The 13,271-nt window shown below is 68.8% G+C and carries 11 protein-coding genes; 7 read left to right on the forward strand and 4 right to left on the reverse strand.

The genetic code is table 11. The annotated features are described in order from the left end of the window. Positions 1-161 precede the first annotated feature (161 nt). Genes QQ657_RS42090 through sdhC form a run of 4 tightly spaced genes read right to left on the reverse strand, consistent with a single transcriptional unit; the run spans position 162 to position 3,564 of the window. On the reverse strand, positions 162-932 hold the full coding sequence (locus QQ657_RS42090; protein WP_284747959.1) for a succinate dehydrogenase iron-sulfur subunit: 771 nt from the start codon (positions 930-932) through the stop codon (positions 162-164). Next, a complete protein-coding gene (gene sdhA, locus QQ657_RS42095; protein WP_284747960.1) occupies positions 932-2,686 on the reverse strand; it encodes a succinate dehydrogenase flavoprotein subunit in 1,755 nt (584 codons plus the stop codon). Before sdhA ends, QQ657_RS42090 begins: the two co-directional genes overlap by 1 nt. Before the next feature lie 19 nt (positions 2,687-2,705). Further along, the gene (locus tag QQ657_RS42100; RefSeq protein WP_247060758.1) at positions 2,706-3,119 is read right to left on the reverse strand and encodes a succinate dehydrogenase hydrophobic membrane anchor subunit; all 414 of its coding nucleotides are present in this window, start codon (positions 3,117-3,119) and stop codon (positions 2,706-2,708) included. 1 nt (position 3,120) lies between these two features. Continuing rightward, a complete protein-coding gene (gene sdhC, locus QQ657_RS42105) occupies positions 3,121-3,564 on the reverse strand; it encodes a succinate dehydrogenase, cytochrome b556 subunit (RefSeq protein WP_284747961.1) in 444 nt (147 codons plus the stop codon). A 394-nt stretch (positions 3,565-3,958) separates the two neighbouring features. Here sdhC and QQ657_RS42110 point away from each other — a divergent pair, with 394 nt between their 5' ends. The 7 genes from QQ657_RS42110 to QQ657_RS42140 all read left to right on the forward strand — a co-directional run bounded on the left by QQ657_RS42110 (position 3,959) and on the right by QQ657_RS42140 (position 13,111). Then, on the forward strand, positions 3,959-5,950 hold the full coding sequence (locus tag QQ657_RS42110) for an NPCBM/NEW2 domain-containing protein (RefSeq protein WP_284747962.1): 1,992 nt from the start codon (positions 3,959-3,961) through the stop codon (positions 5,948-5,950). 320 nt (positions 5,951-6,270) lie between these two features. Then, entirely contained in the window at positions 6,271-7,413 is a 1,143-nt protein-coding gene (locus tag QQ657_RS42115; RefSeq protein ID WP_284747963.1) for a BMP family lipoprotein, read from the forward strand. 80 nt (positions 7,414-7,493) lie between these two features. Further along, positions 7,494-9,065: an ABC transporter ATP-binding protein gene (locus QQ657_RS42120; protein WP_284747964.1), complete on the forward strand. Its 1,572-nt coding sequence runs from the start codon at positions 7,494-7,496 to the stop codon at positions 9,063-9,065. Beyond that, positions 9,062-10,159, forward strand: coding sequence for an ABC transporter permease (locus tag QQ657_RS42125; protein WP_284747965.1), 1,098 nt, complete (start codon positions 9,062-9,064; stop codon positions 10,157-10,159). Before QQ657_RS42120 ends, QQ657_RS42125 begins: the two co-directional genes overlap by 4 nt. Next, positions 10,159-11,439 (forward strand): ABC transporter permease, encoded by a 1,281-nt coding sequence (locus QQ657_RS42130; RefSeq protein WP_284747966.1) that lies wholly within the window; start codon positions 10,159-10,161, stop codon positions 11,437-11,439. Before QQ657_RS42125 ends, QQ657_RS42130 begins: the two co-directional genes overlap by 1 nt. Then, positions 11,439-11,831 (forward strand): cytidine deaminase, encoded by a 393-nt coding sequence (locus tag QQ657_RS42135; RefSeq protein WP_284747967.1) that lies wholly within the window; start codon positions 11,439-11,441, stop codon positions 11,829-11,831. Before QQ657_RS42130 ends, QQ657_RS42135 begins: the two co-directional genes overlap by 1 nt. After that, a complete protein-coding gene (locus QQ657_RS42140; RefSeq protein ID WP_284747968.1) occupies positions 11,828-13,111 on the forward strand; it encodes a thymidine phosphorylase in 1,284 nt (427 codons plus the stop codon). Before QQ657_RS42135 ends, QQ657_RS42140 begins: the two co-directional genes overlap by 4 nt. The last annotated feature ends 160 nt before the right edge of the window (positions 13,112-13,271 follow it).

Genomic DNA, 13,271 nt, shown 5'->3' on the forward strand with positions numbered 1-13,271 from the left:
CCGTTCCCCGATCACTTGGTTGCTGACCTTCGACAAGCCAGAAACTAAGCCGGACAACGGCGTGCGCCTTTATGCCACGCTCAACCACCCACACATCGGTACGAAGAGCCCTTTAAGTCCATGAAGGTGCCCCTCATGGCAATCAAGCTGAGCGGGGAGGGTCAGACGCGCTTGAAGAGGAGTGCGCGCTTCACTTCCTGGATCGCCTTGGTCACCTGGATCCCGCGCGGGCAGGCGTCCGTGCAGTTGAACGTCGTCCGGCAGCGCCAGACACCCTCGCCGTCGTTGAGGATGTCCAGACGCTCCTCAGCCCCCTCATCGCGGGAGTCGAAGATGAACCGGTGCGCGTTCACGATCGCCGCGGGCCCGAAGTACGACCCGTCATTCCAATACACCGGACACGACGAAGTGCAGCAAGCACAAAGAATGCACTTGGTAGTGTCGTCGAACCGGTCGCGATCAGCCTGCGACTGGATCCGCTCCCGGGTCGGCTCGTTCCCGTAAGTGATCAGGTACGGCTTGATCGCCCGGTAAGCCTCGAAGAACGGGTCCATGTCGACGTACAGGTCCTTCAACGTCGTCAGGCCCTTGATCGGGGCGATCGTGATCGTTGTCGGCTTGCCGGACGGCGACAGCAGGTCCTTCATCAGGACCTTGCAGGCCAGCCGGTTGATGCCGTTGATCTGCATCGCGTCGGACCCGCACACGCCGTGGGCGCACGAGCGGCGGAACGAGAACGTTCCGTCGAGGTAGTCCTTGACGTAGAACAGCAGGTTCAGCAGCCGGTCGGTGCGCTGGGCCGGGACCTCGTAGGACTCCCAGTGCGGCTCCGAATCCACCTCCGGGTTGAACCGGAGGATCTTCAGCGTGACCGTGATCGGGGTGTGCTCGTCGGAAGCGGAAGACGAAGGAGCTTCGGCAATGGCAGTCATCAGTACTTCCGCTCCATCGGTTCGTAGCGGGTGAAGGTGACCGGCTTGTAGTCGAGCCGGATGTCGGACGCCAGGCCGGTGCCCTGCTTGTACGCCATGGTGTGCCGCATGAAGTTCGTGTCGTCGCGGGTCGGGTAGTCCTCGCGGGCGTGGCCGCCGCGGGACTCCTTGCGCGCGATCGCGCCCACGACCAGGACCTCGGCCAGCTCCAGCAGGAAGCCCAGCTCGACGGCCTCGAGCAGGTCGGTGTTGTACCGCTTGCCCTTGTCCGCCACGGTGATCCGCTGGTACCGCGCCTTCAGCGCCTGGATGTCGGTCAGCGCCTGCTTCAGCGTGTCCTCGGTCCGGTACACCGACGCGTGCGAGTCCATCGTCTGCTGCATTTCCTTGCGGATGTCGGCGACGCGCTCGTCGCCGTGCTCCGACAGCAGGCCCGCCAGTTGCTCCTCCACCAAAGTGGTCGGATCCGAAGGCAGCTCGACGTGCTCGTGCGCCAGCGCGTACTCCGCGGCCGCGATGCCGGCGCGGCGGCCGAACACGTTGATGTCCAGCAGCGAGTTCGTGCCCAGGCGGTTCGAGCCGTGCACGGACACGCACGCGACCTCGCCCGCGGCGTACAGGCCCGGGATGACGTTCTCGTTGTCCCGCAGCGCTTCGCCGTGGATGTTGGTCGGGATGCCGCCCATCACGTAGTGACAGGTCGGGAACACCGGCACCGGCTCCTTGACCGGGTCGACGCCCAGGTAGGTCCGGGAGAACTCCATGATGTCCGGGAGCTTCGCGTTCAGCGTCTCCTCGGGGATGTGCGTGACGTCCAGGACGACGTAGTCCTTGTTCGGCCCGCACCCACGCCCCTGCAGCACTTCCTGCACCATCGAGCGCGCCACGATGTCGCGCGGCGCGAGGTCCTTGATGGTGGGGGCGTAGCGCTCCATGAACCGCTCGCCGGACGCGTTGCGCAGGATCCCGCCCTCGCCGCGGACGGCTTCGGAGATGAGGATGCCCAGGCCCGCGAGACCGGTCGGGTGGAACTGGAAGAACTCCATGTCCTCCAGCGGCAGGCCCTTGCGGAAGATGATGCCGAGGCCGTCACCGGTGAGGGTGTGCGCGTTCGACGTCGTCTTGAAGATCTTGCCCGCGCCGCCGGTGGCCATCACGATCGACTTCGCCTGGAAGACGTGCAGCTCGCCGGTGGCCAGCTCGTAGGCGACGACGCCGGAGGCGACCGGGTTGCCGTTCTCGTCCGGGCTGGTGACGAGGTCGAGCACGTAGAACTCGTTGAAGAACTCCGTGCCGTACTTGACGCAGTTCTGGTACAGCGTCTGCAGGATCATGTGGCCGGTGCGGTCCGCGGCGTAGCAGGCGCGGCGCACCGCGGCCTTGCCGTGGTCACGCGTGTGCCCGCCGAAGCGGCGCTGGTCGATCTTGCCCTCGGGCGTGCGGTTGAACGGCAGGCCCATCTTCTCGAGGTCGAGGACCGCGTCGATGGCCTCCTTCGCCATGATCTCGGCGGCGTCCTGGTCGACCAGGTAGTCGCCGCCCTTGATCGTGTCGAAGGTGTGCCACTCCCAGTTGTCCTCTTCGACGTTCGCCAGCGCGGCGCACATGCCGCCCTGGGCCGCGCCGGTGTGGGACCGGGTCGGGTAGAGCTTGGTGAGGACCGCCGTACGGGTGCGCTGGCCGGACTCGATGGCCGCGCGCATCCCGGCGCCGCCGGCGCCGACGATCACCACGTCGTACTTGTGGAACTGCATGGTGGGAAGTCTCCGGGCTTCAGTTCGCGGGCATGTTCGGGTCGAAGGTGAAGATCACCATCGTGCCGACGGCCAGGATCAGCACCATCGAGACGTAGAGCAGGATCTTCAGCCAGAACCGCGTGCTGTCCTTGCGCGCGTAGTCGTCGATGATGGTGCGCAGGCCGTTGCCGCCGTGGATCTCGGCCAGCCAGAGCATGGCCAGGTCCCAGAACTGCCAGAACGGCGAGGCCCAGCGGCCGGCGACGAAGCCCCAGTTGATCCGGTGCACACCGCCGTCGAGGATGTTCATGATCAGCAGGTGGCCGAGCACCAGGATGATCAGGGCCAGGCCGGAGATCCGCATGAACAGCCAGCTGTAGAGCTCGAAGTTGCTGCGGCGGGCGGCGGGGCGCTTCGGCGCGCGGGGGTTCGCGAGGGCGAGGTCGGCCATGTCAGTTACCCCCGAAGAGCGTTTCGACGGTGCGCTTCAGCATGAAGAAGGCACCGGGGACCATCACGACGACCCAGACCACGCCGATCACCCACAGCATGGCCTTCTGCAGCTTCGGGCCCTTCGACCAGAAGTCGACCAGCATGACGCGGATGCCGTTCAGCGCGTGGAAGAGGACCGCGCCGACCAGGCCCACCTCGAGGAGGTTGACGATCGGGGTCTTGTAGGTCTCGATGACCTGGTCGTAGGTGTTCGGCGACACGCGCACCAGCGCGGTGTCGAGCACGTGCACGAACAGGAAGAAGAATGTGAGCACGCCGGTGATGCGGTGCAGCACCCAGGACCACATGCCGGGGTCGCCCCGGTAGAAGGTCCCCTGCCGGCGTGAGGCACCCGCCCGATCGCTCGCCCCTGCCTGAGTGGCAGTGCTCGCCGTGGTGGACATCGGTGAACGGCCTCCAACGTCTGACTTGTGCCCGGTGGCCGGTGAGGTCCGCAGTCGCGCCGGAACGGCCGAACTTGCCGAGATCAACGTCATCGAGCCTGGATGAATCGGATGCTAGACCCGCACCCGGCAGGCGGCTCACCTCCGGGTTCCCCTCTGTGATGGACCAGACACCGGTACTCCCGTACCGCCACCCGGCGGTGTGGCGCAGCACACTCGACCGTGCGGTGCCGTGGCGGGCCGTGATCACCGGAGATCTGATCTCTACAACATCTGATATCTGATGCACTAGACCAAAAGGCTGGTGCGGTCCGTTTGTTGTTGACCAACTGTCGCGTCGTTCCTACTGTCGCTGCCAGATACATCGGATCTCTCACGATGGGGTGACGTTCTGGTGAGACGACTCGGCTTGGTGATCGCCGTCGCGGCACTGCTTCCCGTGGCGGTGGTCACGCCCGCCCAGGCACTGCCGGACGGATTGGCGCTCACCCCGCCGATGGGCTTCAACAACTGGAACACCACCGGCTGCGCGGTCGACGAGCAGATCATCCGCGACACCGCGGACATCTTCGTCGCCCAGGGCCTGAAGGCCGCCGGTTACCAGTACGTCAACGTCGACGACTGCTGGGCCGAGCCGGCACGCGACGCCGAAGGCCGGATGCAGGCGAACAAGGCCCGCTTCCCGAACGGGATCAAGGCACTGGCCGACTACGTCCACTCAAAGGGCCTCAAGTTCGGGATCTACACCAGCGCGGGCACGGTGACCTGCGCGAAGACCCAGCCTGGCGCGCTCGACCACGAGGACGTCGACGCGCGGACGTTCGCGGACTGGGGCGTCGACTACCTCAAGTACGACAACTGCAACAACGAGGGACGGCCCGCGCTCGAGCGCTACACGAAGATGCGCGACGCGCTGGCGAAGACCGGTCGCCCGATCGTGTACTCGCTCTGCGAGTGGGGCGAGAACAAACCGTGGGAGTGGGGCGCGGACGTCGGGCACCTGTGGCGCACCACCGGCGACATCAAGGACAACTGGGCGAAGATGGTCCAGATCCTCAAGGCGAACGCGCCGCTCGCGCCGTACGCCGGTCCGGGCCACTGGAACGATCCCGACATGCTCGAGGTCGGCAACGGTGGCATGACGACCGAGGAATACGCGTCCCACTTCTCGCTGTGGGCCATGATGGCCGCCCCGCTGCTCATCGGCGCCGACTTGCGCAAGGTGTCGCCGGCGAACTTCGACGTCCTGCGCAACGCCGAGGTCATCGCCCTCGACCAGGACCGCCGCGGGATCCAGGCGCGCGTGCTGTCCAACCAGGACGGTCACTGGGTCTTCGCCAAGCCCCTCGCGAACGGCGACGTCGCGGTCGCGCTCTTCAACGAAACGACCTCCAACGCCTCGATCGGCACCACCGCGGCCGCCGTGGGCCTCCCGAAGGCCGCCGGGTACTCCGCCCGCGACCTCTGGGCCCACCGCGACCTCCAGACCGCCGGCCGGATCTCCGCGGTCGTCCCGCCGCACGCGACGGTCGTGTACCGGGTTCACGCGGGCGGCTCCTGGCTGCGGAACGCGCCGCTCGTGAGCACCGGCGTCGAGCTGACGGCGCCGGTGCCCGGCGTGCCGGGCGAGATCACTCCCGCCGGGAAGCCGTTCGAGGTCACGGTCTCCGCGACCGACGAGGCCCGGGTCCCGGTGTTCGACCCGCGCGTCACGCTGACCGCGCCCGCCGGCTGGCGCGTCGAACAGCTGTCCCGGCCACGGGCGTTCGTGCTCGGTACCGGCGACAGCGCCGCCGGGCGCTGGCGGGTCACCCCGCCGGCCGGAACCGAAGGCACGACGGCGGTGCTGCGCGGCGGCGTCACCTACCGCACGATCGGGTTCGGCCAGGTGAGCTGGGCCGGTGACCAGCAGCTGACGGTGCCCGCGGCGCCACCGGCCGCCCCGGCCTGGGCCAGCGACCTGCGCTGGGCGGCGGAGAAGAACGGCTACGGCCCGGTCGAGCGGGACATGTCCAACGGCAGCATCCCGGCGGGCGACGGCAAGCCCCTGACGATCAACGGCGCCGTCTACCCGAAGGGCCTCGGCGCCCACGCCCCGAGTGAGGTCGTCTTCTACCTGGGCGGCCGCTGCACGACGTTCACCGCGGACGTCGGCGTCGACGACGAACGCGAGGCGACGAACAAGCAGGGCTCGGCGACGTTCGAGGTCTACGCGGACGGCTCCCGGGTCGCCGCGACCGGCGTCCGGACGTGGCAGGACCCAGCGGTGGCGCTGACGGCCGACCTCCACGGCGCCCGGTACCTGCGCCTGGTGGTCACCGACGGCGGCGACGGCAACTCCTACGACCGCAGCGACTGGGCCGCGGCGCGGCTCACCTGCGCCTGAATGGCCGTCATCTCACAGGGTGACTGGACTGGCCCACCCTTCGGTCTGGCTGGCACACTGAGTCACATCAAACGGTATTTCGGCCGTCCCGGAGCCCGGGACTCCGCCGAAAGCAGCGCCCTGTGAGCCTTTTGATCACGGGCGGTGCACGTCCGGTCGCGCGCGCGACTCGTGAGTAAACGTTTGTGTTACGTAGCGTGCCGTTCCTATGGCGCTTTCCTGTCCGTTGGGTACGGTCTGGCGGTCGACCCGGCAGTGGGCCGGGTCGTGCCCTTGACCATCCGCTGGATCAGCGGGGAGGGAGACACACGTTGCGTCGCATGCGTGGAACCGCGCTGGCCGCCGCGGCCATGGCCGGGGTGCTCGCCCTGGCCGGGTGCGCCAAGGACTCGGCCGGTGGTAGCAGCAACAACAGCGCCGCGCCTTCGTCGGGTGGCTCGGACTGCGTCACCGCGCAGAAGCCACCCGCCGCGCCCGCCGCTTCGAGCAGCACCGCCGCCACCGGGGGCAAAGTGGACGGCAGCGCGCTGAAGATCGGCCTGGCCTTCGACGTCGGCGGCCGGGGTGACGCCTCGTTCAACGACGCCGCCGCCGCGGGCACCGACAAGGCGAAGTCCGATCTGGGCGTGAAGACGGTCAACGAGAGCACCGCGTCCGCCAGCGAGGCCGAGTCGGCCAAGCAGCAGCGCCTCGACCAGATGGCCTCCCAGGGCTTGAACCCGATCGTCGCGGTCGGCTTCGCCTACGCCGACGCGGTCAAGGCCGTCGCCGCCAAGTACCCGAACACCAAGTTCGCGATCGTCGACGACGACTCGATCACGCTCCCGAACGTCACGCCGCTGGTCTTCGCCGAGGAGCAGGGCTCGTTCCTGGCCGGCGTCGCCGCCGCGTACAAGAGCAAGAGCTGCCACGTCGGCTTCGTCGGCGGTGTCAACACCCCGCTGATCCAGAAGTTCGAGGCCGGCTTCCTGCAGGGCGCGAAGACGGTTTCGTCCAAGATCAAGATCGAGGACGAGTACCTCACCCCGGCCGGCGACTTCTCCGGGTTCCAGGACCCGCCGAAGGGCAACGCCAAGGCCGCGGCCGAGATCGCCAAGGGCGCGGACGTCATCTACCACGCCGCCGGCGCTTCCGGTAAGGGTGTCTTCGACGCCGCCAAGTCGGGCAACGCGCTGGCCATCGGCGTCGACTCCGACCAGTACAACCAGAAGACCGTCGAGGCCGACAAGGACGTCATCATCACGTCCATGCTCAAGCGGGTCGACGTCGCGGTGTTCGACTACATCCAGGCTGTCGCGAAGGGCGACCTGACCGTCCTGCCGAAGCGGTTCGACCTCAAGGTCGACGGCGTCGGCTACGCCACCTCCGGCGGCAAGGTCGACGACATCAAGGACGTCCTGGACGGCTACAAGGCCCAGATCATCTCGGGCGCGATCACCGTTTCGGACAAGCCGCAGAAGTAGCTGACAACGCGGGCAGGGCTCGGAGGGACTTCTCCCTCCGAGCCCTCACGTGTTTTGACAGAGATGGAATTCTCCCGCCCATGAGCACTGCCGAGGCCCCGGCCGAGGCCGTCCCCGACCGGGGCGTCCCCGCCGTCCAGCTGACCGGGATCACCAAACGGTTCCCCGGCGTGGTGGCCAACTCCGACGTCAACCTCACCGTCGCCGCGGGCGAGGTGCACGCCATCTGTGGCGAGAACGGCGCCGGCAAGTCCACCCTGATGAAGATCCTCTACGGCATGCAGCCGCCGGACGAGGGCACGATCGCGATCAACGGCGACGAGGTGAAGCTGCGCAACCCGCAGGACGCCATCCGCGCCGGGATCGGCATGGTGCACCAGCACTTCATGCTGGCCGACAACCTCACGGTCGGCGAGAACGTGTTCCTCGGCGCCGAGGGCCTGCACGGCATCGGGCGCGTCGCCCGGGCGCGGCTGGCCGAGCTCGCCGAGCGGACCGGGCTGCACGCCAAGCCCGACACCCTGCTCGAAGAGCTGGGCGTGGCCGACCGCCAGCGCGTCGAGATCGTCAAGGTGCTCTACCGCGGGGCGAAGATCATCATCCTGGACGAGCCGACCGCGGTGCTCGTGCCGCAGGAGGTCGACGCGCTGTTCGCGACCGTCCGGGAGATGAAGGGCGACGGCTACACCTTCCTCTTCATTTCGCACAAGCTCGACGAGGTGCGCGCGATCGCCGACACCGTCACGGTGATCCGGCGCGGCACGACCGTGGGCACGGCCGACCCGAAGACCATCACCTCCCGCCAGCTCGCGGAGATGATGGTCGGCTCGGAGCTGCCCAGCCCGGAGACCCGCGAGTCCACCGTCACCGACCGCGCCGTGCTGCGGCTGACCGGGCTGACGCTGGGCGCCGAGGGCTCGGACCGCAACGCGCTCGACGACATCACCTTCACCGTGCGCGCGGGCGAGGTGCTCGGCGTCGCGGGTGTCGAGGGCAACGGCCAGACCGAGCTGGTCGAGACGATCATGGGCATGCGCAAGCCGTCCGCCGGCACGATCGAGCTGGTCGACGCCGAGGGCAAAGCGCGCGACATCACCAAGGCGGGCACGCTGGCGCGGCGCGAGGCCGGTATCGGCTACATCGCCGAAGACCGCACGCGGCACAGCCTGCTGCTCACGCAACCGTTGTGGGTCAACCGGATCCTCGGCTACCAGACCCGCGAACCGGTCTCCAAAGGACAGTTGCTCGACATCGCGGGCACGCGCGCGGACACCGAGCGGATCGTGCGCGAGTACGACGTCCGCACGCCGGGGATCGACGTCCCCGCCGCGGCGCTCTCGGGCGGCAACCAGCAGAAGCTGATCGTCGGGCGGGAGCTGTCCGGCAACCCGGTGCTGCTGATCGCGTCGCACCCGACCCGCGGTGTCGACGTCGGCGCGCAGGCGCTGATCTGGGAGAACATCCGCCAGGCCCGCGCGGCCGGCCTCGCCGTGCTGCTGATCTCGGCCGACCTCGACGAGCTGATCGGCCTGTCCGACACGATCCGCGTCATGCTGCGCGGGCGGCTCGTCAGCGAAGCCGACCCCGCCACCGTGACGCCTCAAGAACTGGGTTCGGCGATGACCGGCGCCGGAGAGGGTGACGAAGAATGACCTCCTGGCGCACGAAACTGCTGCCACCGCTGCTGGCGATCGTGTTCGCCGTGCTGCTGTCGGCGATCGCCCTGATCATCTCGGGTGCCGACCCGCTCGAGGCGTACGGCACGATGATCGGCCAGATGTTCAAGGGCTCGACCGCGGTCGACACCGTGAACCTCGCGACCGTGTACTACCTGTCCGGGCTCGCGGTCGCCATCGGCTTCCAGATGAACCTCTTCAACATCGGTGTCGAGGGCCAGTACCGGTTCGCGGCGGTCGTCGCGGCCATCGCCGGCGGCGCGCTCCAGCTGCCGCCGGTGATCCACACGCTGGTCATCCTCATCGTCGCGGTCGTCGCCGGCGCGGCGTACGCGGCCATCCCGGCGATCCTCAAGGTCACCCGCGGGGTGAGCGAGGTGATCGCGACGATCATGCTGAACGCGATCGTCGGCGGGATCATCGCCTTCCTCATCAACGCCGACCAGTTCGGCGTGCAGCGGGGCAACAACATCGGGACGCGGGAGATCGCGTCGTCCGGCCGGATCCCCGGCATCCCGCTCGGCTCGGGCACGCTCTTCGGGTTCGTCGTCATCGCCGCGATCATCGGTGCCGCCTACTGGTTCATGCTCAACCGCACGCGGTTCGGCTTCGAGCTCAAGGCGTCCGGTGAGTCGACCACCGCGGCCGCCGCGGGTGGCGTCAACGCCAAGAAGATGACGCTGATCGCGATGCTGCTCTCCGGCGGTGTCGCGGGTCTGGTCGCGATGCCGGAACTGCTCGGCCGCGACTACACCTACGGCATCACCTCGACCCAGATGTACGGCTTCACCGGCATCGCCGTCGCGCTGCTGGGCCGCAACCACCCCGGCGGCATCGCGCTCGGCGCGCTGCTGTGGGCGTTCCTCGACACCTCGGCGGTGTCGCTGGAGCAGATCAACGTGTCCAAGGAGATCGCGACGATCATGCAGGGCATCATCGTGCTGTCGGTCGTCGTGGCGTACGAGGTCGTGCGCCGGGCGGACCTCGCCGCCGAACAACGCAGGGTCGGCCGCGCACTCGCCGGCAACGGCCGCAAGGGCGCTTCGGTCGCCGAAGGGGGTGCGGTCTGATGACCACGCTCACCGACATCTCCCGGCCCGACCCGGGCAGCCCCGGCACCATGCCGGTGCACCGCAAGCGGTCCCGGATCCCCGGCTGGCTCCGCGGGGTCATCTGGGCCGTCATCGCCATCGCCGTCGTCTCGACGGCGTCGTACTCCACCGGCGTCGCCGCGCTGACGTCGTCGAACACGTCCTCGACGGCGTTGCGCCTGGCGCTGCCGATCCTGCTGTGCGCGCTCGGCGGCCTCTGGGCCGAACGCGCCGGCGTCGTCAACATCGGCCTCGAGGGCATGATGATCCTCGGGACCTGGGGCGCCGCCTGGGGTTCGTACTACGGCGGCGCGTGGGTCGGCCTGGTGGCCGCGCTCGTGTTCGGCGCGCTGGGCGGACTGCTGCACGCGGTGGCGACGGTGACGTTCAACGTCAACCACATCGTCTCCGGTGTCGCGATCAACCTGCTCGGCCTCGGCGTCACGAAGTACCTGGCGAACCTCATCTTCGAGCCGCTGTCGGGCAACCCGCGGCAGTCGCCGGTGGTGCCGAAGTTCGACACCTACTCGGCTTCGGGCCTGTCCGACTGGCTCGGCGACCTCGAGAAGGAACAGCGCGTCGGGATCTCCGACGTCGCCGGCATCCTGCGCGGCCTGGTCACCGAGGTGGCGCCGCTGACGATGATCGCGATCATCCTGGTGCCGGTGAGCTTCTGGGTGCTCTGGAAGACCCGCTTCGGCCTGCGGCTGCGCTCGTGCGGCGAGAACCCGGTGGCCGCGGAGTCCCTGGGCGTCAACGTCTACCGGCACAAGTACATCGCGATGCTCATCTCCGGCGCGCTGGCCGGCATGGGTGGCGCGTCGCTGGTGTTGCTGCGCGGCGGCGCGGACTACCTGGAGAACCAGACGAACGGCCGCGGGTACATCGGCCTCGCGGCGATGATCTTCGGCAACTGGCGCCCGGGCGGCCTGCTCGGCGGCGCGGCGCTGTTCGGCTACGCGGACGGCCTGCAGCTCGCCGGCGGCGGCGAAGCGGTGCTCGCGCTGCTGTACGGCGCGGTGATCCTGCTCGGCGTGATCGTCGTCGTGCAGCTGTTCCGCCGCCAGTGGATCGCGGCGGGGCTCGGCGTCGTCGGCGCGGGCGTGCTGTACGCGATCTACTGGTCGAACGACACGCTGCCGTCCGATCTCATCCCGTACACCGCGCACTTCGTGACGCTGATCGTGCTGGCGGTGGCTTCGCAGCGGCTGCGGCCGCCGAAGGCCGACGGGCAGCCGTACCGGCGGGGTGAAGACTGATGACGTCCACTGTGGACTGGGACGCGCTGCGTTCTCGCGCGATTGAAGCGGCTTCTCATGCGTACGCGCCTTATTCGGGCTTGCACGTGGGAGTCGCCGGGATCGTGGACGACGGCCGGGTGGTCGTCGGCTGCAACGTCGAGAACGCGTCCTACGGGCTCGGGCTCTGCGCGGAGTGCACGATGGCCGGCCAACTGCGGCTGTCCGGCGGCGGGCGCCTGGTCGCGGTGGCGTGCCGCAGCGGCGCCGGTGACCTGCTGATGCCGTGCGGGCGCTGCCGGCAGATCCTGTTCGAATTGGGCGGTTCCGCGTGCCTGGTGGACACGCCCAGCGGCATCCTGCCGATGTCGGACGTGCTGCCGGACGCCTTCGGCCCGGACGACCTGCCGTGAGCGCGTTCGCGGCGGTCGACGTCATCCGGGTGAAGCGGGACGGTGGCCGGCTTTCGGACGAGCAGATCGACTGGGTCGTCGACGCCTACACGCGCGGCGAGGTCGCCGAAGAGCAGATGTCGGCGCTGGCCATGGCGATCTTCTTGCGGGGCATGGACTCCGACGAGATCTCGCGGTGGACCGGCGCGATGATCTCCTCGGGCGAGCGGCTCTCTTTGGACGTCTCGCGGCCGACGGTCGACAAGCACTCGACGGGCGGCGTCGGCGACAAGATCACGCTGCCGCTGGCGCCGTTGGTGGCGGCGTGCGGCGCGGCGGTGCCGCAGCTGTCCGGGCGCGGGCTCGGGCACACCGGCGGGACGCTCGACAAGCTGGAGTCGATCCCGGGGTGGCGTGCTTCGCTGTCCACGGCCGAAATTCAGGCTCAGCTGGAAGACGTCGGCGCGGTGGTCTGCGCGGCGACGTCCGGGCTGGCCCCGGCGGACAAGAAGCTGTACGCGCTGCGGGACGTGACGTCCACTGTGGAGTCGATCCCGCTGATCGCCAGCTCGATCATGAGCAAGAAGATCGCGGAGGGCGCGTCCGGGCTGGTCCTGGACGTGAAGTTCGGGTCGGGCGCGTTCATGAAGACCCTGGACCAGGCCCGGACCTTGGCCTCGACGTTGACCTCGATCGGCGTCGACCACGGCGTCCCGACGACGGCGCTGCTGACCGACATGAACGTCCCGCTGGGGCGCGCGGTCGGGAACGCGGTGGAGGTCGCGGAGTCGGTTTCTGTTTTGCAGGGCGGCGGGCCCGCGGACGTCGTCGAGCTGACGCTCGCGTTGGCGCGGGAGATGCTGGCCCTCGCCGGTCTCGACGTGGACCCGGCGGCGGTGCTGGCTTCCGGCGAGGCGTACGAGACGTGGTGCCGGATGATCTCCGCCCAGGGCGGCGACCCGTCGGCGCCGCTGCCGACTCCCTCGCACGTCCACACGGTGGTCGCGCCGGCTTCGGGAGTGCTGGCTTCGCTGGACGCGTACGCGGTGGGTGTCGCGGCGTGGCGGCTGGGTGCGGGCCGGGCCCGCAAGGAGGACCCGGTCCAGGCCGCGGCGGGGATCCTGTGCCTGGCCAAGCCCGGCGATCGGGTCACCGAGGGTGAGCCGCTGCTGGAGCTGCACACGGACACGCCGGAAGCGGTCCCGGCGGCTTTGTCGGCGCTCAACGGAAGCTTCGCCGTCGCCGACTCGGCCCCCGCGCCGGGCCCGATCGTCCGGGAGACGATCCGCGGCACGGTGTGATGATCATCGCGAAGATGATCACCCGACTGAGTGACACCCGAGGTCGCATCCCCGCGGGCGAATGCCATGAGGGGCACCCTCATGGCTCTTAAGTCCATGAGGGTGCCCCTCATGACCATCGCCTGACGTGAGAAGGCCCCCACCGGATCCCGGCGGGGGC

The organism is Amycolatopsis ponsaeliensis (assembly GCF_030182635.1).
GTDB classification, from domain to species: domain Bacteria; phylum Actinomycetota; class Actinomycetes; order Mycobacteriales; family Pseudonocardiaceae; genus Amycolatopsis; species Amycolatopsis ponsaeliensis.